Annotated in this window: 18 protein-coding genes; 12 read left to right on the forward strand and 6 right to left on the reverse strand. The window is 62.7% G+C overall.

Annotation, left to right across the window (positions count from 1 at the left end):
• Positions 1–16 precede the first annotated feature (16 nt).
• From lysS to DSAT_RS12765, 9 genes are all read left to right on the forward strand, one after another.
• A complete protein-coding gene (gene lysS / locus DSAT_RS12725; RefSeq protein WP_020887936.1) occupies positions 17–1,600 on the forward strand; it encodes a lysine--tRNA ligase in 1,584 nt (527 codons plus the stop codon).
• Between the two features lie 301 nt (positions 1,601–1,901).
• Entirely contained in the window at positions 1,902–3,128 is a 1,227-nt protein-coding gene (locus tag DSAT_RS12730) for a lipoprotein-releasing ABC transporter permease subunit (RefSeq protein WP_020887937.1), read from the forward strand.
• The gene (locus DSAT_RS12735; RefSeq protein ID WP_020887938.1) at positions 3,121–3,819 is read left to right on the forward strand and encodes an ABC transporter ATP-binding protein; all 699 of its coding nucleotides are present in this window, start codon (positions 3,121–3,123) and stop codon (positions 3,817–3,819) included. The genes DSAT_RS12730 and DSAT_RS12735 overlap by 8 nt, the downstream gene beginning before the upstream one ends.
• Positions 3,794–6,517: an outer membrane protein assembly factor BamA gene (gene bamA / locus DSAT_RS12740; RefSeq protein WP_020887939.1), complete on the forward strand. Its 2,724-nt coding sequence runs from the start codon at positions 3,794–3,796 to the stop codon at positions 6,515–6,517. Before DSAT_RS12735 ends, bamA begins: the two co-directional genes overlap by 26 nt.
• A 30-nt stretch (positions 6,518–6,547) precedes the next feature.
• Positions 6,548–7,081 carry an OmpH/Skp family outer membrane protein gene (locus DSAT_RS12745; protein WP_020887940.1) on the forward strand — a complete coding sequence of 178 codons (534 nt, stop codon included), beginning with the start codon at positions 6,548–6,550 and terminating at the stop codon, positions 7,079–7,081.
• 7 nt (positions 7,082–7,088) lie between these two features.
• Positions 7,089–8,129 carry a UDP-3-O-(3-hydroxymyristoyl)glucosamine N-acyltransferase gene (gene lpxD / locus DSAT_RS12750; RefSeq protein WP_020887941.1) on the forward strand — a complete coding sequence of 347 codons (1,041 nt, stop codon included), beginning with the start codon at positions 7,089–7,091 and terminating at the stop codon, positions 8,127–8,129.
• Entirely contained in the window at positions 8,119–8,583 is a 465-nt protein-coding gene (fabZ, locus tag DSAT_RS12755; RefSeq protein WP_020887942.1) for a 3-hydroxyacyl-ACP dehydratase FabZ, read from the forward strand. The genes lpxD and fabZ overlap by 11 nt, the downstream gene beginning before the upstream one ends.
• Positions 8,583–9,422 carry an acyl-ACP--UDP-N-acetylglucosamine O-acyltransferase gene (gene lpxA / locus DSAT_RS12760; RefSeq protein WP_020887943.1) on the forward strand — a complete coding sequence of 280 codons (840 nt, stop codon included), beginning with the start codon at positions 8,583–8,585 and terminating at the stop codon, positions 9,420–9,422. Before fabZ ends, lpxA begins: the two co-directional genes overlap by 1 nt.
• Positions 9,423–9,442: 20 nt before the next feature.
• Positions 9,443–10,273, forward strand: coding sequence for an LpxI family protein (locus DSAT_RS12765; RefSeq protein WP_020887944.1), 831 nt, complete (start codon positions 9,443–9,445; stop codon positions 10,271–10,273).
• A 77-nt stretch (positions 10,274–10,350) separates the two neighbouring features.
• On the opposite strand, the gene DSAT_RS12770 is transcribed toward DSAT_RS12765, so the two are convergent.
• Both DSAT_RS12770 and DSAT_RS12775 read right to left on the reverse strand, forming a co-directional pair.
• Entirely contained in the window at positions 10,351–10,731 is a 381-nt protein-coding gene (locus tag DSAT_RS12770) for a response regulator (RefSeq protein WP_020887945.1), read from the reverse strand.
• A 148-nt stretch (positions 10,732–10,879) separates the two neighbouring features.
• Complete coding sequence (locus DSAT_RS12775) at positions 10,880–12,490, reverse strand: HAMP domain-containing sensor histidine kinase (protein WP_020887946.1); 1,611 nt, start codon at positions 12,488–12,490, stop codon at positions 10,880–10,882.
• A 252-nt stretch (positions 12,491–12,742) separates the two neighbouring features.
• Between DSAT_RS12775 and DSAT_RS12780 the strand changes: the two genes are divergently transcribed.
• The 3 genes from DSAT_RS12780 (at position 12,743) to DSAT_RS12790 (ending at position 16,457) form a co-directional block, all read left to right on the forward strand.
• Complete coding sequence (locus DSAT_RS12780; protein WP_040371263.1) at positions 12,743–13,894, forward strand: PSP1 domain-containing protein; 1,152 nt, start codon at positions 12,743–12,745, stop codon at positions 13,892–13,894.
• Between the two features lie 144 nt (positions 13,895–14,038).
• Complete coding sequence (metG, locus tag DSAT_RS12785; RefSeq protein ID WP_020887948.1) at positions 14,039–15,991, forward strand: methionine--tRNA ligase; 1,953 nt, start codon at positions 14,039–14,041, stop codon at positions 15,989–15,991.
• 10 nt (positions 15,992–16,001) lie between these two features.
• Positions 16,002–16,457, forward strand: a complete 456-nt coding sequence (locus tag DSAT_RS12790; protein ID WP_020887949.1) for a metal-dependent hydrolase — start codon at positions 16,002–16,004, stop codon at positions 16,455–16,457.
• Here DSAT_RS12790 and DSAT_RS12795 read toward each other — a convergent pair.
• The 4 genes from DSAT_RS12795 to DSAT_RS12810 form a co-directional block, all read right to left on the reverse strand.
• Positions 16,447–17,349, reverse strand: coding sequence for a helix-turn-helix domain-containing protein (locus tag DSAT_RS12795; protein WP_040371264.1), 903 nt, complete (start codon positions 17,347–17,349; stop codon positions 16,447–16,449). The genes DSAT_RS12790 and DSAT_RS12795 overlap by 11 nt on opposite strands.
• A 134-nt stretch (positions 17,350–17,483) precedes the next feature.
• Positions 17,484–18,290, reverse strand: coding sequence for a J domain-containing protein (locus tag DSAT_RS12800; RefSeq protein WP_020887951.1), 807 nt, complete (start codon positions 18,288–18,290; stop codon positions 17,484–17,486).
• Positions 18,287–18,757 (reverse strand): YkgJ family cysteine cluster protein, encoded by a 471-nt coding sequence (locus tag DSAT_RS12805; RefSeq protein ID WP_020887952.1) that lies wholly within the window; start codon positions 18,755–18,757, stop codon positions 18,287–18,289. The genes DSAT_RS12800 and DSAT_RS12805 overlap by 4 nt, the downstream gene beginning before the upstream one ends.
• 6 nt (positions 18,758–18,763) lie before the next feature.
• Entirely contained in the window at positions 18,764–19,180 is a 417-nt protein-coding gene (locus DSAT_RS12810; protein ID WP_020887953.1) for a CoA-binding protein, read from the reverse strand.
• Positions 19,181–19,196 lie beyond the last annotated feature (16 nt).

The raw sequence follows: 19,196 nt of genomic DNA on the forward strand, positions 1-19,196 counted from the left end.
CACTGGAGTTTACGCCTTGAACGACAGCACCGGCACGTCCAAAGCCCCCATCAAGTTGAAGATCAAGTCGCCCACCGTGGAGCGCTTTCAGCCAATGCTCCAGGCTCTGGCCGATAAGGACGAGCTCAACGAAATCCTCAAGAACAGGGTCGAAAAAGCGGTGCTCCTGGCCGACGACGGCGTGGCGCTGTTTCCCAACGACCGCAAGAAAGCCGACGACGTGGCCGACATCTGGGCCGAGCACGGCGATTCGCCGTCCGAGGTGCTGGAAGGACTCTCGCGCGAGTACCTGCTTGCGGGGCGCATCGTCTCCCTGCGCTCGTTCGGCAAGGCGGCCTTCTTCCATTTGCAGGACGCCAGCGGTCGCATCCAGGCCTACGCCCAGCGCGACGACCTGGGGCAGGACGCCTACAACGTCTTTAAAAAGCTGGACGTGGGCGACATCGTCTTCGTGCGCGGCGGACTCTTTCGCACCAAGACCGACGAGTTGACGGTCAAGTCGGCCGAGGTCACGCTGCTTTCCAAGTCCATGCGGCCCCTGCCCGAGAAATACCACGGCCTGACCAACGTGGAGATCAGGTACCGCCAGCGGTACGTCGATCTGATCGTGACCCAGCGCGCCAAGGAAATTTTCCTCGCCCGGACCAAGATCATCTCCGCCATGCGCCGCTTCCTCGACGCCAAGGGCTTCATGGAAGTGGAGACGCCGATCCTGCAGTCAATACCCGGCGGCGCCACGGCCAAGCCCTTCATCACGCACCACAACGCCCTGGACATGCAGCTTTACATGCGCATCGCGCCGGAGCTGTACCTCAAGCGGCTCTTGGTGGGCGGCTTCGAGAAGGTCTACGAGATCGGTCGACAGTTCCGCAACGAGGGCATCTCCACCCAGCACAATCCTGAATTCACCATGTGCGAGTTCTACTGGGCCTACGCCACCTATGAGGATCTCATGGACCTCACGGAGGAGATGTTCTCCCACCTCGCCAGGGAAGTCTGCGGCGACACGAAAGTCACCTACCAGGGGCAGGAGATCGACCTCACCGAAGGAACCTGGCGGCGGCTGTCGTTCCACGAATCGCTCGAGCAGGTGGGCGGGCTTTCTCCGGAATTCTTCAATAATTTCGAGCGTGCCAAGGCCTACGTCAAGGAAAAGGGCGAAAAGGTCTTCGACGGCGACAAGCTCGGCAAAGTTCAGGCCAAGCTCTTCGACATGCACGTGGAGCAAAAGCTCGTGCAGCCGACGTTCATCTACGGCTACCCCACGGACATCTCGCCGCTCTCGCGCCGCAACGAGCAAAATCCCGAGATCACCGACCGCTTCGAACTCTTCATCTGCGGCCGCGAGATATCCAACGCCTTTTCGGAACTGAACGATCCCGTGGACCAGCGCTGCCGGTTCATGGATCAGGTGCGCGAGAAGGAGTCGGGCGACGACGAGGCCCACTACATGGACGACGACTACGTGCGCGCCCTTGAGTACGGCATGCCCCCGGCCGCCGGGCAGGGCATCGGTATCGATCGGCTGGTCATGCTGCTCACGGACTCGGCCTCGATCCGTGAGGTCATCCTCTTTCCGCTGCTCAGGCCGGAGGCGTGAGGCGCCTGCGCGGGGAGGGCCTTTTCCGTGCTGGCCCTTCGCGCTCGACAATGGTAAGGACACGGTCGATGCGCACATCGCACACCACATGCTCCATGCCCTCCGCGTGGCGGGATCAGGCTGCCGAGAAAGCCCCATCCGCCGTGTCGCTGCGAAAATCTCAAACCCGCGTGCATTTGATCTTCGCGTCGATTGTGAACTTTTTGCGCGCCTTGCATCTGGCGCCTTTCGGGCGGCCTGAAAAAAGAGATTTATCGGCAAGCTCGGTTGTTCTTCTCTTCCACGGGGATGCGGCGAGGGGATGAGCACCGAACTCTTCATCGCCCTGCGCTATCTCTTTTCGCTGCGCAGACAGGCCTTCATCTCGCTCATCAGCCTGTTCGCGGTGCTGGGCGTGTGCCTCGGCGTGGCCTCGCTGATCGTGGTCATGGGGGTCATGAACGGCTTTTCGCACGACCTGCGCGAGAAGATTCTCGGCGTCAACGCCCACATCATCGTCAGGAGCTTCGCCAACACCATCCCCGAGTATCGTGAACTGGCCGAGCGTCTGGCCGTGACGCCCGGCGTCAAGACCGTGTCGCCCTTCGTCTATTCCGAGGTCATGCTCTCGTCCGACAGGGGCGTGAAGGGCATTGTGCTGCGCGGGATCGACCCGGCCACGGCGGGCGAGGCGCTAAGCCTCGAACGTGACATGATCGCGGGCTCCCTGGCCGAACTGGATGCCGAGGGGGCCTTGCCCGGCGTGATCGTGGGGCGGCAGTTGGCCGAGAACCTGGGGCTTCACGTGGGCGCGCGGGTGAATCTGCTGTCGCCCATGGGCGAGCGGTCGGCCGCGGGCTTCACGCCCAAGGTCAAGTTTTTCACCGTGGCGGGCATCTTCCGCACGGGCATGTTCGAGTACGACTCCTCGCTCGGCTACGTCTCCATGAATTCGGCTCAGCAGTTGCTGGGCTTCGACGGCGATCTGGCCACCGGCATCGAGGTGCGGCTGCACGATCTGGAGCGCGCCCCGGCCGTCAACGAGGCCATCCGCAAGACGCTCGGCTATCCGTTTTACAGCCACACCTGGATGGAGATGTACGGCAACCTGTTCGCGGCCATGCAGCTCGAGAAGACCGCCATGTTCATCATCCTGGCCCTGATCATCCTCGTGGGCTCCTTCAGTATCGTCACGACCCTGGTCATGCTGGTGATGAAGAAGACCCGGGACATCGCCGTGCTCATGTCCTTGGGCATGGGCGCGGAGAGCATCCGCAAGATATTCCGACTGCAGGGCACGATCATCGGCGCAGCGGGCACGGCGCTCGGTTTCGCGCTGGGCATTCCGGCGGCTCTCTTGCTTCGTCGCTATCAGTTCATCGACCTGCCCAAGAACGTCTATCCCGTGGACACGCTGCCGGTGCGCCTCGAAGCTTTCGATCTCACACTCATCGGCGTGGCTTCGTTCCTCCTGTGTTTCCTCGCGACCATCTATCCGGCCCGAAAGGCGGCCTCCATGAACCCGGTCGAGGCGCTGCGCTATGAATGACGCATACGTCTACGAACTGAGCGGGGTGGCCAAGGAATTCGCCGGCCCGGCGGAAAAGGTCCGTGTTTTGAGGAACGTGGAGCTTCGGATCGCAAGAGGCGAGGCCGTGGCCATTATCGGGGCCTCGGGGTCGGGCAAAACGACACTCTTGCATCTTTTGGGAACTCTCGATACCCCTTCGCAGGGAACGATACGCTTCGAGGGGACGGACCTCGTCTCTCTCGGCGCAACTCAAAGGGCGCGTTTCCGCAACCGGGAATTGGGGTTCGTGTTTCAACAGCATCATCTATTGCCGGAGTTCACGACGCTCGAGAACGTGGCCATGCCCGGCCTGATCGCCGGGATGCCCCGCAAGGAGGCGTACGCCCGGGCGCTCGACGCGCTCGCGCGCGTGTCCTTGGCCGAACGCGCTGGATTCGACGTGACCACGCTTTCCGGCGGCGAACGGCAGCGCGCGGCCATCGCGCGGGCGATCCTGCTCGGTCCCAGGGTGCTGCTGGCCGACGAGCCCACGGGCAGCCTCGACGAAGAGACCGGCCGTCAGGTCGGTGACGTGCTTTTGCAATTGAACCGCGATCTGGAGATGACCCTGGTCGTCGTCACGCACAATCTGGAATTGGCCCGCAAAATGGACAGGCAACTGGAACTGCACTCCGGAGAGCTCTATGCCCACACCATGTGCCACGCTTAGCCGAGCCTGTCGGCTTTTCGCCGTGCTGCTTTTCTTCACGGCCCTCGTCTGCCCCGGGGCTGCCCAGGCGCAGGCTACGAGGATTCTGGTTCTGCCCTTCGAGGTCAACGCCGGGCCGGAACTGGGATACCTCCGTGAGAGCCTGCAGGGGTTGCTGGCTGAAAAGCTTCGCGATCAGGGGCTGGACGTCGTTCCTGCCGAGGAGGCCAAGGCTCTCGTCGAGCAGCGCAAGGTCACGCGTATCGACACGGCCTCAGCCCGTGAACTGACGCTGCTGGCCAAGGCGCAAAACGCGATTTACGGATCGTTCACTCAGGTCGGCGAGGCCATCAGTCTGGACGCCCGTCTCGTGGATGGTTTCGGCCTCAAGCCCGACCGGAACATCTATGTCGCCAAGGATGGGCTCATCAGCATTCTTCCCGCCGTGGAGGAGGTCGCCCGCTCCGTGCGCATGGAACTCATGAGCACGGACGTCGTTTCCCAGGTTTCCGTCGAGGGGCTTCGGTTCCTTGATCCCGATATCGTCCTCATGCGCGTCAGGATGCAAAAGGGCGAAGTCTTCAGCCCGGAAGTCGCCAACCAGGACCTGCGCGAAATCTTCAATCTCGGATACTTCGAGGACGTCCGTGTGGAATCGCGCGACACCCCCGAAGGCAAGCACGTCGTCTTCGTGGTCGAAGAGAAGCCCCGCGTGGCAGCCATTTCCCTGTACGGCGTGGACGAACTCAAAGAGGACGACATCCTCGCGGTCATGAACACCAAGACCGGATCGGTGGTCAACCTGCGGATCCTGTCCGACGACCTGAACAAGATCAGGTCGCTCTATCGCGACAAAGGCTACTATCTGGCCGAGGTCTCCTATCGTTTCGACCAGACAGACAGGGGCACCGCCCGCCTCATCCTGGACATCAAGGAAGGCAACAAGCTCTACATCCGCGACATTTCCATCCGTGGAGCCAACCAGATCAGCGAAAGCTCCCTGAAGAGCGAACTCGCCTTGTCGGAGCGCGGCTTCTTTTCCTTCATCACCGGCTCGGGCATCCTCAAGGAGGACATGCTCGAGCGCGATGCCGCCGTCATCGAAGCCTACTATGCCAACAGGGGCTTCATGGACGCCAAGGTTTCGCCCCCGGAGGTAGACTACCGCGACGACGGCATCCACATCTTGTTCACTGTCGAAGAGGGAGCCCGCTATAGGGTTTCCGGCGTGGATATCCGCGGCGATCTCGTGGAATCCCAGGACGACTTGTTCAAGATCACCAAGCTGGATGACATCGCGGCCGCCAACGACTTCCTCGACAGGTCCATCGTCAGGGACGACGTGCATCGACTCTCTGAGCACTATGCGGAACTCGGCTACGCCTTTGCCAACGTCGACGTCCGGTTCAACGAGGACCGTGAACGCCAGACGGTCAGCATCGTGTACATCATTTCCAAACGCCAGAAGGTGTACATCCGGCGCGTGCTGGTCGAGGGCAACACCTCCACCCGCGACAATGTCATCCGGCGTGAACTTCTGTTGGGCGACGGCGACAGATTCAGCGGCAGGCGCATCTCGCGCTCGTCGGAGCGTCTGAACAAGCTCGGATACTTCAATGCCGTGGACATCGAGACGGTGCCCACCGGCGATCCCACGCAGATGGACCTCAAAGTCAAGGTTGAGGAGCGGCCCACGGGCACGATCAGCGCGGGCGTGGGATATTCGAGCCTCAACAGGTTCTTCGTGGGCGGCCAGATTCAGGAGCGAAACCTGTTCGGTCGGGGCTACATCCTGGCGCTGGCAGGCCAGATCGGTGGCGTGAGCACGGATTCGAGCCTCTTGTTTGTCAATCCGAGCATCTACGACACCAAGTTCAGCTGGTCCACGAGCGTCTACTGGCAGACGTACGACTACACCGACTACGAGAAGAAGACCATCGGCGGCCGGACTGCCCTGGGCTATCCTCTGGGCGAATACACCACGTTTGAGGCGGGATATTCACTCGAACGATTCGACATCCGCGACGTGGATGACAAATCCGCGCGCCTCATCAGGGATTTCAAGGGCGTGAACTGGTCGAGCACCGTCGATGTGGGCGCAACGCGCGACACTACGGACGACAACTTCATGCCCACGCGCGGCACGGTGAACAGGGTGGATGTCTATTACAGCGGAGGACCCTTAGGCGGCACCACGGACTACATCAAGTATACCTACAGCAGCCATTGGTTCCAGTCGCTCATGTGGGACACCGTCTTTCACGTGCACGGCATGGCCGGCTACGTCTCCAAAAACTACGGTAACAACGAGATTCCGCCCTGGGTGCGTTTCTACCTGGGCGGCATCGACGACGTGCGCGGCTACGATGGCTCGCGCATCTCCCCTTCCGATGCCGCCACCGGCGATCGCATCGGCGGCAACAAGATGTTCTTCATGAATCTCGAATATCTTTTCCCCATCTCGCAATCCAACAGCATTTGGGGAGTGACCTTCTTCGATGCGGGTAATGCCTGGGACGACGACCAGCCGTATTTCAAGGATACCCGGCAACGAGACGGAAGCTCGCTGCCGTTCGGTCTCTACAAGAGTGTCGGTCTCGGCATCCGCTGGAATTCCCCATTCGGACCGATCCGTCTGGAGTACGGTTATCCGCTTGACAAGCTGCGCAACAGCTCTGATAGCGGCAAGTTTGAATTCAAGATCGGTGGCGCCTTCTAGGCGTCCCGGCGTACATGCAAGGAGTATCCGATGCGTAAGATGATCATGGGTTTCGCCCTACTTCTGTCTCTGGCTGTCTGTGCACCAGCCTTCGCCGCCGACCTCAAGATCGGCGTCATGAACCTGCAACGGGTGGTTGAGGAATCGCAGGCAGGTTTGGAGGTGCAAAAGAATCTCAGGGCCAAGTTTGAGAAAATGAACACCGACGTGGAAAAGCAGAAGACCGAGATCGAGCGCATGCGCGAGGAGATGGACCGCCAGGGCATGGCGCTTTCACCCGAGGCCATGCAGGACAAGGAACTGGCATTCAAGCGCCGGGTTCGCGACTATCAGGACATGGTCATGGCCTACCAGCGCAAGCTCAAGTCCGAGGAGGAACAAGCCACCGGCCCGGTTCTCGATCTGCTCGCCAAGGTGGTCGAGGACTACGCGAAGCGCAACAGCTACAGCCTTATCCTGGACACCGCCGGGCAGTTCAATAACGTTCTCTACAACGATGCTTCCGTGGACGTGAGTCAGGACATCATCAACGAGTTGAACAAGGCCTGGGCCGCCAAGAAGTAGCCGTTCGATGCGTATCCTGCTGTCCGAACTGGCTAGGCGTTTTTCGCTCGAACTCGTCGGGGACGACCGCGAGGTCTTCGGGGTCAACACCCTGGAGGCCGCGGGCCCCGGCGAGTTGAGCTTTCTGGCCAACCCGAAGTACGCCGACCGTCTTGCCACCACCAAGGCCGAGGCGGTCATCGTGTCGAAACGCCATGCGGGGGTCGTTCCCAGGGCGCTCGTTTCGGACAACCCTTATCTGAGTCTGGCCCGTATCGCCACGCTCTTCGCTCCGGAACAGGGGTTCATTCCGCCGGGCGTTCACCCACTCGCTTTCGTGCACGACGACGCCATCGTCGCGGGCGACGCCTCGATCCATCCCTTCGCCGTGGTCGGGCCGCGCTCGGTGATCGGCGCCAAGGCGCGGCTTTTCCCGCACGTGTATGTGGGCGAGGACTGCGTGGTGGGCGAAGGCTGCACGCTGTACCCAGGTGTTACGCTCATGTCTGGGGTGCGCCTTGGCAAGGGCGTGACCTGCCATCCGGGTGCCGTGCTCGGCTCCGACGGCTTCGGTTTCGCCCAAGGGCCGGAGGGACTGGTCAAGGTGCCGCAGATCGGCCCCGTGGTCGTCGGCGACGGCGTGGAGATCGGGGCCAACACCACCATCGACAGGGGGTCGCTTGGCACCACCGAGATCAGGTCTGGAGCCAAGGTGGACAATCTTTGCCAGGTGGCGCACAACGTACGCGTCGGAGAGCATTCGATCCTCGTGGCCCAGGTGGGCGTCTCCGGCAGCACGAGCATCGGCCGTGGAGTCATTTTGGCCGGGCAGGCAGGCGTTGTGGGCCATTTGACGATAGGTGACGGAGCCATGGTGGGCGCTCAGGCCGGGGTTGGGCAGGATTTGCCGCCTGGAGCCAGGGTCAGCGGCAGCCCTGCGTATGAGCACGGACTGTTCCTGCGCAACGCGGCGCTCATGCCCAAGCTCCCCGAGATGGCCAAGCGACTCAAGGCGCTCGAAAAGGAAATTTCCGCATTGAAGGAAGGATTGAAGAACGATGACGCATGACGCTTCACGCCGTGTGGATGTCCGGCAGATCATGGAGTACATCCCCCACCGTTATCCCTTTCTGCTCGTGGACAGGGTCGTCGAGTACACGCCGGGCGAATCCCTGGTAGCCATCAAAAACGTGACCATCAACGAGCCTTTCTTCCAGGGGCATTTCCCCGGCCTGCCCGTGATGCCTGGCGTGCTGATGATCGAGGCGATGGCCCAGGCGGGCGGCGTCCTGGTCTTCAAGAGCTTCGACCTCGACCTGAACGGCAAGCTGTTCATGTTCACGGGAATCGACAAGGTCAAGTTCCGCCGTCCGGTCACCCCGGGCGACCAACTGGTGCTTCGCCTGAGCGACCTCAAACGCAAGTTCACGCTCTTCAAGATGCACGGCCAGGCCCTTGTCGATGGCGAGGTCGCGGCCGAGGCCGATCTGTCCGCCGCGCTCGTCGAGTCGGGGGATATCTAGTGGCGAACTCCATCGACAAAACCGCCATGGTGCATCCCGGTGCGCGCCTGGGCAAGGACGTGCGCATCGGCCCCTGCTGCGTGGTCGAGGACAACGTCACGCTGGGCGACGGCACGGTTCTCGACGCCTTTGCCCAAGTCAAGTCATTTTCGCGACTGGGCGCGAACAACCACGTCCATTCCTACGCCATTATCGGCGGCACGCCGCAGCATCTCGGTTTCAAGGGCGAGGAGACGTGGGTGGAGATGGGCGACCGCAACGTGGTGCGCGAGTTCGCCACCGTCCATCGCGGCACGGTCCAGGGGATCGGCAAGACCGTCGTGGGCTCCGGCTGCATGCTCATGGCCTACGTTCATGTGGCGCACGACTGCGTGCTCGGCGACGGCGTGATCATGGCCAACGCCTCCAGTCTGGCAGGCCACGTGGAGATAGGAAGCCACGCCATCGTCAGCGGCATGAGCGGCGTGCATCAGTTCGTGCGCATCGGCGAGTTCGCCTTCCTGGGCGCCATGGGCGGCTTCGGTCAGGACGTGCCGCCCTTCACCATCGCCACGGGCGTGCGCGCCAAACTGCACGGCCTGAACACCATCGGCCTCAGGCGTGGCGGCATGGACCGTGAGACGATCATGGCCCTCAAGCGCGCCTACCAGATGATCTTCCGCTCGGAGATGATCCGCGAGGAGGCGCTGGCCGAAGTCAAGACGCACCTCGGTCATTTTCCGCAGGTCGCCCGCCTCGTGGAATTCATCGCCTCCAGCACGCGCGGCGTGACTCCCGCCTCCACCACCAACGGCAACGGCGGTGTGAACCTGGTCGGCGGAGCGGGCGGCGAGGAATAGGCAGGAAGTTTCGGGTGCGCATGGCGGATACAGTCGGCATCATTGCGGGCGGGGGACAGTTCCCCATCCTGGTCGCCCGGGGGGTGCGCTCCTCGGGCGGTCGCGTCGTGGCCGTCGGGTTTCCGCGCAACACCAACCCAGGCGTCGCCGCCGAGGTGGACGCCTTTTGCGAGCTCAAGCTCGGCCAGCTCGGCAAGCTCATCGACTTCTTCCGCACCCAGGGCGTATCCCGCGTGGTCATGGCCGGGACGATCAACAAGGCCCGTGCCTTGGACATCCGGCCCGACTGGCGCGCGGCCAAGGTGCTCGTGCGGCTTGTGGGCAAGGGCGACGACGCTTTACTCAGGGCCGTGGCCTCGGAACTGGAGAGCGAGGGCTTTCCCGTGGTCGGGCCGCACGAGGTGGCCCCGGAGCTTTTGACGCCTGCGGGCGTGCTCACCCGTCGCGCCCCCAGCGACGAGCAATGGGCCGACATCCGCTACGGCTGGCCACTGGCCAAGCGCATCGGCGAACTCGACATCGGGCAGACCATCGTGGTCAAGAAACAGGTGGTGGCGGCGGTCGAGGCCCTTGAGGGCACCGACGAGGCGGTCGCGCGCGGGCTTTCCCTTGCCGGTCCCGGCGCCGTCGTCGTCAAGATCTTCAAACCCGGCCAGGAAGAGCGCGTGGACATGCCTTCGGTGGGGCTTCGGACCATCGAACTGATGGCTCGCCATGGTGCGGGTTGCCTGGCAGTGGAGGCGGGCAGGAGCCTCTTCTTCGATCGCGAGGGGGCTCTCGCCCTGGCTGATCGCGAAGGCGTGGCCGTGGTTGGCGTGGATTGCTCCGTGCTCGACGCCGGATTAGGTTGAGAAAGCGTCATTTGCCGTGTTGTTGCGAGAAGCTCGATTCCTCGCGCCGCATGGCAGCGTGGTGCGGGTGACGCCCATTACAGCTGCAGTAGGTCCTTGGCGATGTGCAGGACCTTGTCCGGATCGAACGGCTTGGTCAGATACATGTGCGCCCCCGCCTCCAGCCCGTGCTTTCTGTCCGCCTCCTGCCCCTTGGCGGTGAGCAGCACGATTTTCACGCCGGCAAGATCGGGGTCGTCCTTGACGCGGCGGCAAACCTCGTAACCGTTCATCTTTGGCATCATGATATCCAGAAAGACGACCTGGGGCCGCTCGCGCGCCAGGATGTTCATCCCTTCGAGTCCGTCTCCGGCGGTAAGTATCTCGACTCCGTACTCGCCCTCAAGTTCCTCAAGGGTTTGTTCGAGCAGCATTCGTATATGTATCTCGTCGTCCACGACGAGAATCTTCCTGGTCATGGAGCCCTCTCCGGTTGTACGCCGGGCTGGCGGACGGCATGGTTCCGGCAAGTCCAGCCTCGTGTGTTCAAATCAATAATTATCTTACCTGTTTCCAGCCCGACGGTAAAGCGCCTGAACCTGGGTGTCTCATACGCAATGTCCCGGTTCAGGCCGTTGGAGCGGGCAGGGTGACGGTCATCGTCGTTCCTTGTCCCGGCATGGACTCCGCACGGATGCTCCCGCCGTAGTGGGCCAGTATCTGACGGCAGATAGCCAGGCCAAGGCCCGTTCCCGGCGGTTTGTCGCGTAGGGTGTCGCGTCTCGTGGTCTGATGGAACTTGTCGAAGATCAGGGAGAGTTCCTCGGGCGGAATGCCTGTGCCCGTGTCGCGCACAGCTATTTCCACCAGTCCGGCTCTGGCCGAAGCGGTTATCCGCACCTCGCCCGTGGCGGTGAACTTGAAGGCATTGTCTAAAAGGTTCAGCAGCACCTGGGTCAAGCGGTCCTTGTCCGCGAGCACATGGGGTAGGTCGGGAGGGATGGCCAGGGCCAGGGCCACGCCCTGTTCTGTCGCGCGTGTTCTGAAGGTCGCGGCGGCCGCAGTGATCAATTCGTCCAGGGCGATCTGCTCGTTGTGCCAAGTCATGCGACCGGATTCGATTTTGGCGAGGTCCAGCACATCGTTGATGAGTCTGGTCAGGCGTTCGCCTTCGCTGATGATGATATCGCAGTTGCGTGCGATGCGGGCCGCAAGCTCCGTTTGGCGAGGATTCTCGCCGGATGCGGGAGTGAAGGAGCGGGAGAAGTCCCGGCGAATGAGCTTGGCGAAGCCGAGCACGGCCGTCAGCGGAGTGCGCAGTTCGTGCGAGACGCTGGAAAGGAACGCCGTCTTCAGGCGGTCCATTTCCGTGAGACGCTGGTTGGCCTCCTCCAGTTCGCGCGCTTTGGCCGCCAGAGCGGCCGTGCGCGTCCGCACCTGTTGTTCGAGGGTGCGGTAGGCCTCGTCCATCTCCACCTGCCTGAGCTGCTCGGTCTGCATGAGCTCTTGCAGCGAGCGGACCATGGCGTTGAACTGGCGGCACAGGTCGCCTATTTCCCCGGACATGTGTTCGTCGGCCCGGACGGTGAAGTCGCCTGCCTGGAGGCGGTCATAGGCGTTAGCCAGGCACGAAACCGGTCGCAGAAGGGCGGTCAGGAGCACGGCCAGGGCGAATCCGAGCGCGATTACAGCCAAGATGCCTGTGATCAGGATGGTGTTGACGAAACCCGACATGGAGTCGTCGAGAACCGCCGCAGGCAGAAGAAAGACGATGAATTGCCCCGGAATCGGGCCATCTGCGACCCAGAACAGGCTGTCGCCGGAGTGCAGGCGCCTTTCGAGGCGGCCAGGCACCGGCGATGCGTCAGATTCGGCGCGGAACCTGGCTTCCTTGATTCGGGCACAGTCCTCGGGCCAACGCGAGTGGTCGAGCGTGACGGACGAGGCGAGGGGGAGGCAGGCGGCGTCGAAGACCACTAGTGAACCTTCGGAGCCTCGCGCGAGGTCCTCCACGTGGCGCATGAAATCCGGCGTGAATCCGTGCTGGGCGAGATCCGACCCCGCGCTGGCGATGAGCGACGCGGCGGTGACGCCGTGGGCATTGGTGAAGGTTTTCTGCCCCCTGAAGTAAACGACCGTGGTCATTATCAGGAAGGCACACGCCGTGGCGCACAGGATGGGGAGGAAGAATCTCCAGAAGGTTCGTGGCAGGGCGGCGTGGCCGTTTCGGCGGGACATGGAACCTCTGTTGGAATGCGGGTAGCCTCTACGATCACCGGAATATTTTGCCACGCAAGAACTTAGCCGTTGCATGCCCGAAAGGCAAGGATCGTCGGCCAAACAGCGGTTTCGGACTGAATGGTTTTGGCTTCAGCCCGTGGCGAGCGCGGCTCGTGCATTGAAGTTTGGCCAGGATTTGGCTAGCATGACCGCCTCGCGTGCGCACGGTACGCTGCAATTGTCTTGCCCAAGGATTGGCGGATGTCATCAATGAGTCGAGTGGTCGGAGTCAAGTTCAAGGATTACGGCCAGATATATTATTTCGAGGCAGACGGTCACGAACTCTCCGTCAAGGATTGGGTCATCGTGGAGACCGACCAGGGGAGAGGTATGGCCCAGGTGGCGACGCTTGGCGACGCTCCCATGCACCCCGACGGGGAGCAGGAACTGAAACCCATTCTTGGGGTTGCCGGGGCGGACGACTTCGCCATCAAGGCGGAGAACGAGACCCTGGCGGCCAAGGCTCATCGCTTCTGTCGTGAGCGCATTTCAGAGCGCAGCCTGGACATGAAGCTCGTCGAGGTCGAAGTTTTTCACGACAAAAGCAAGGTAATCTTCTACTTCACCGCCCCAGGAAGGGTTGATTTCCGCGAGCTGGTCAAGGATTTGGTGCGGGAGTTTCGTACCCGCATCGAGTTGCGGCAGATCGGCGTGCGTCACGAGACGCAGATGATCGGGGCCGTGGGCAATTGCGGCCAGTTGTGCTGTTGCCGCCGCTTTCTACGCAAGTTCGATCCCGTGACCATCAAGATGGCCAAGGAACAGAATCTGTTCCTCAATCCGTCGAAAATTTCCGGCATGTGCGGCCGTCTGCTTTGCTGCCTGGGCTATGAGCAGCACAATTACGAGAATTTTCAGCGTCGCTGTCCCAAGCTTGGCCGACGATTCCGCACTTCGCAGGGCGTGTTCAAGGTCTTGCGCTCCAATTTTTTCCGCGAGACCGTGACGGTCCTCTCGGAGGAGGGCGAAGAGCGGGATTTCACTCTCGACGAATGGACCGAGATCGTCCAGTCGCGCGCGGACACACCCTCCGACCAAGTCCAACAGGCCGCGCCCAGGCCGCCGCGCCAAGCCCCCAGGCCCCAGGCCGTCGCGGCGGCGGAGCGCGCGCCCGAGGCCGAAGCGCCGCTGGAGGCGCCTTCCGGGGGCGGTGCGGACGAGGCGGGGCAGGGCTTAGTTCAAGCCGTCTCGTCCGAGGCGACGTCCGAGGCGGCGTCCGAAGGGACGCAGGAGAAGCCGGGGCCGCAGCGTCCCAGGCAGTCGCCCGCCGCCAAGACGGGGCAGGGCGAGCGGAAATCCCAGGGGCGTGGGCGTCGTCCCCGCCGCCGGGGCGGCCGCAAGGGCGGCGGTTCCGGTTCCTAGAAAATTCGTCGCCATGGACAGAGCAGCGCCGCCGCCATGGGCACCGGGCTGAGGAATTCATACGCAATCACGTGTCTTCCGGGGGAGCGGACGGGTCGAGTGGCGCGTCCGCCTTCAAGGCGAGACATGTTTCAAGGAGCTATTGTGGAGCGGTTCTACATCACCACCCCGATCTATTACGTCAACGCCCTACCGCACCTGGGCCACGCCTATACGACCATCGTGGCGGACAGCATGGCGCGTTTTCACCGGGCTATGGGGCACGACACCTATTTCTTGACCGGCACCGACGAGCACGGCGACAAGATCGTGCAGGCCGCCGAGAAGAACGGTCAGGCCCCCAAGGCTTACGCCGACGAGATCAGCGGGCATTTCCGCGCGCTCCTGCCCGATCTTTCGATCACCAACGACGACTTCATTCGCACCACCGAGCCGCGCCATGCCGCGGCCGTGCAATCCATCTTGCAGCGCATCTACGACGCGGGCGACATCTATTTCGGCGAGTACGGCGGGCACTACTGCACGGGCTGCGAGCGCTTCCTGACCGACAAGGAATTGCAGGAGGGGCTTTGCCCCGACCACAAGACCAAGCCCGAGTACATCGCGGAGAAGAACTATTTCTTCCGCATGTCCAAGTACCAGGGCTGGCTTTTGGACCACATCAAGGCCAATTCCGACTTCATCCGGCCCGAGCGCTACCGGTCCGAGGTCGTGAGCATGCTGGAGATGGGCGTGCTTGAGGATCTGTGCATCTCGCGGCCCAAGTCGCGCCTCTCCTGGGGCATCGAACTGCCCTTTGATTCCGATTTCGTCTGCTACGTCTGGTTCGACGCCCTGACCAACTACCTGACGGCCCTGGACTGGCCCGAAGGGGAGAAATACCGCCGCTACTGGCCCGCCTGCCAGCACTTGGTGGCCAAGGACATCCTGAAGCCCCACGCGGTGTTCTGGCCGACCATGCTCAAGGCCGCCGGGATCGAGCCCTACCGCCACCTGAACGTGCACGGCTACTGGCTGATCAAGGACACCAAGATGTCCAAGTCGCTGGGCAACGTGGTGCGCCCCTTGGAGCTCACGGCCAAATACGGGCTGGATACTTTCCGCTACTTCCTGTTGCGCGAGATGCGCTTCGGCAACGACGCCTCTTTTTCGGAGGAGGCGCTGGTGGCCAGGCGCAACGCCGATTTGGCCAACGACCTGGGCAATCTCTTCAACCGCTCCCTGAACATGACCCACAAGTTTTGCGACGGGAAGACGCCTTCGCCCGCGGGCGAGCCGGACGCCGAACTGCGCGAGACGGCTCTGAACGCGGCCTCGAACTTCATCTCCCTGTTCAACTCCTGCAACTTTTCGCAGGCACTTGAATCTCTGTGGGAACTGGTGCGCGGCCTGAACAAGTACATCGACACCCAGGCGCCGTGGGCTCTGAACAAGGAAGGCCGCGTCGAACGTCTGGCCGAAGTGATGTACGGGCTTTTGGAAGGCATGCGCAAGGTGGCGGTCTGCCTCACGCCGGTCATGCCCCAGGCCGCGGCGGCGATGCTCGAACAGCTTGGCTACCGCGAAAAGCCCGACCTTGCGGCCGAGGCGACGTCCTTCGGCCTGCTGCCCAGGGGCGTGCCCGTTGCGCTTTCCTCCACGCTCTTTCCGCGTCTGGACATGCCCATGGCCGACGAAGCGCCGAGGGAACAAGCCGCCAAGGCCGACGCGAAAAAGGTGGCAAAGCCGCAGGCCGCCAAGGCTCCCGCTTCGGATGCTGCGCAAGCGCCCGGGGTGGCCGAGTTCGCCGACTTCCAAAAACTCGATCTGCGCGTGGGCAAGGTGGTCGAGGCCGTGCGCCATCCCGACGCCGACCGCCTGCTGCTCGTGCGCGTGGATTTGGGAGAAGAGAAGCCGCGTCAGGTTGTGGCCGGACTGGCCGAGTTCTTCGCCCCGGAAGCGCTTGTGGGTCGCCGGGTGGTCGTTGTGGCCAATCTTGCGCCGCGCAAGCTGCGCGGGCAGGATTCGCAGGGCATGATTCTGGCCGTGCGCACCGAAGAGGGCATGGAACTGCTCACGTCCTCGGGCGACGTACCGTCCGGCTCCAAGGTTTCGTAGGGGATTTGCGGTGCCCGGCTACAGGGCGCATGTCTTCGGTGGGACGCTCATCGCGGGCGGGGCGCTCGGCCTGCTCGCCTGGGCCGGGCTGTATGCCGCCTCCCTGGAATACGCCCTGGTGCTCGTCTGCATCGCGGCCCTGGCCGCGCTCTTCCCCGACGTGGACACCGATTCCAAGGGGCAGCATCTTTTCTATGGCGTGCTTTTCGTCATCGACCTTGGGCTCATCGTCACGGAGCGCTACTTCTGGGCCGCTCTGCTCGGACTGTTCGCCATGCTCCCGGCCATCGGACGGCACAGGGGCTGGACCCATACCTGGTGGGCCATGCTCCTCGTGCCGTTGCCGCTTCTTCTGTTGCCTGCCTACGTCTTTGGAGCGCAATGGCAGGCTTTCGCTCCCTATTATCTCGCGGCCGTGACCGGCTACGGATCACACCTGCTTCTGGATGGCTTTTTCAAGGGGTAGTGGAGCGGAACAAGCAGATCGCCCGAACGCCCTTTGCCGATTTGAGGACCAGCCGACCGCCGAGACGCCCAGCCAGGGTCTTGACGAGCTCAAGGCCCAGGGAATCGCAGGAACTACGCGTCGCGTCGAGCCCCACCCCATTGTCCGAGACCATGAGCACGCCGTGACGCGCTCTGCCGTGCAGGCGGACCCTGATCGTTCCTTGGCCGTTGTTTGGAAAGGCATGCTTGGCGGCGTTGAGAAGCAATTCGGCGGTGATCATGCCCAAAAGCGTTCCCTGGTGCCAGTCCAGGTGAAGCGGGCAGCCCAGGCTGCGGAAACTTGCTTCCACACCGCAAGGCAGTCCGGGAGCAATCGAATTCACGAGTTTCTGGAGATAGGCCGACGCGTCCACGGAGCCGTTCGTTCCCATGGAATGCACCGCCTCATGGGCGTGGCAAGCAGCAAGGAGCGCGCCTTGCGCCTTGGCGATGTTCTCCTTGCAGCAGGGGCAGTCCGGGTTGAGCCGTGCCGTGGCGAGAGCGCAGGTGACAAGGTGCAGGTGGTTCTTGATACGGTGGTGCATCTCGCGCAGGAACGTCTGCTCCATGCCGATGGCCGCTCCCGCGTCGTCCTGCCAAGAACGTCTGGCCATGTGCGCGGTATCCAATTGATGGTGCGAAGAGGCCGGGGCGAAGCTGGGGTCGAAGAGATCCGCTGGTGAAACGCCGAGAACCCGCGCCAGCCTGCTGATGACCGTGAACGAAGGGGAGCACTGGCCGCGTTCGAGCTTGCTGACATATTCCTCCGAAATGGTGCACAACTCCGCAAGCTTTGCCTGCGTTATTCCGTTCAGCCTGCGAAACGCCTGTAGGCTTTGTCCGAACACGACCTTGATTTCCCCATCGTCCATGCGCCGAATATAGCCGATCTCCACGGCTGGAGAACGGAATCACAATACGGCTTGTGCAATTCGGCCGAATGCTTGTTCAGTCATATGTGCGGGCGTGGCGCAATTCGTCGCGGAAGTGGGGAAAAAAGGATGGTCTATTTCGGCAGGAGTTTCAGAAAGAGATCTCCTTTGAACGGGCCGATGCGGCGGCCGAGGCCCTTGAGGCGGATGGGCTTTCCGGGCACGAAATCGGCGGGCAGCGTAACCTCGACCTGTTTCTCCTCACCGGAAAGCCCCAGGTGGATTTTCAGGCGCACGGTGCGACCGGGTAAGAGACTTGCAGCGTTCATGTGGGCGGTGTGTTCGTCGTCGAGTTGGCTGCGCAGCCACGATTTGACGCTGCCCAAAACTCCTTGCGACAGGTCGAGCCGCAGTTTCTTGCCGCTGAGGTCGAGTTCCAGGGCGCGTCGCTTGAGGGTGGCGGAGCCGTGCGCCGCGCCCTTGCGTACCTGGGCGTAAATGTCCTCGAAGACCTTGCGCGCGAAGGGGTCGCGAAGAATGTCGCGCAGCACCTCTTCCTGCCGGAATTCGAATGTGGCGCCCCCGGCCGAGAAGCTGCCCTGCCTGGGGGCCTGCTCCTCGGTTTCCCCCCGCTTGCGAAAGACCTCTCGCGCCGCTTCGCGGGCATAGGCCTCGTCCGCCCTCTTGGTTTCGCCCGGGGTGGTTTTTCTTCTGGCCCTGCCCTTCGTGCGCCCTTTGGGAGGGCTCTCGCCCGCGCCGGGCTTTTTGGAGAGCACGACGTAGGCCTCGTTCAGCCGCTGGAACTTGCGCGAGGCCTCGGGATCGTCCGGATTGAGGTCCGGGTGCAGGCTGAAGGCGAGCTTGCGGTAGCTCGATTTGATGATCTCCAGGGATGCCCCTTCCTCCACCTGGAGGATGCGGTAGCATTCGGCGAGGGTCATGCCTCGTCTCCGAGGATTTCGATTTTCAGCGCCCCGGGCATGTCCTCGCCGTCTTCCGGCGTGACCAAGTCGTGGTCGCGCAGGTAGGCTATGCCAACGCGCCTGAACGCCTCATGGCCGGGGTCAGGGTCGATGCCCCGGCAGTCCTCGGCGGCCATGACGAAGCTTTCGGCGTCGTAGAGATTGCCCGCGAAGAACGGCCAGGCGCGGCAGACGTCGGGGCGGGCGGGGTGCACGCCGCAGCCGGGCAGGGTGGAGTCGAAGAAGATGCAGTAGCCGTCGTCACGCACACGCAGCCTGTTGCGTCCGGATTTGGTCTCGGCGTAGCGGACCAGGAAGGCGTCCGCCTCGACGGCGAAGTGCGCGGCCAGACGGCGCGTGTCGCGCGGCCTGAGGACGATCCCGCCGCTGCCGTGGCAGCAGTGCCCGCAGCGTCTGCAGTCGAAGATATCGGAAGGCGTGGCCATGATCCCTTATCCGAACAACCGGTTGTGTTCGATCTTGGTGCACAGGTTCTCGACCACCAGTATGTCTGCCGGTTCAAGCAGGGCCCGTGCCTCGAGGCTGAACACCCCAACCTGCATCCAGAAGCAGCGCGGCTTGACGGGCAGGGCGAGGACCTCGCGCGCATGGGCCGCACAATGTTCCGAGGCCCTGAAGAGGTTCACGAGATCGGCAGGCACGGGCAGATCGGCCAGGCTCTGATAGGCCTGAATGCCCCAGACCTCCTGCCGTTTGGGGTGCACAGGCAGGATCGTGAATCCGGCGTTTATGAGGTAGCGCCCCACCATGTCCACGGGGCGTCCCGGACGGTCGTTGGCCCCGACCACGGCTATCGTCTTGACGGATGTGAAGAGGGCGGTTAGCTCGGTATCCTTTGGCGCAAACATGATGTCTTCCTTGTTT

Origin of the sequence: Alkalidesulfovibrio alkalitolerans DSM 16529 (assembly GCF_000422245.1) — a bacterium.
Classification (GTDB): Bacteria; Desulfobacterota; Desulfovibrionia; order Desulfovibrionales; family Desulfovibrionaceae; genus Alkalidesulfovibrio; species Alkalidesulfovibrio alkalitolerans.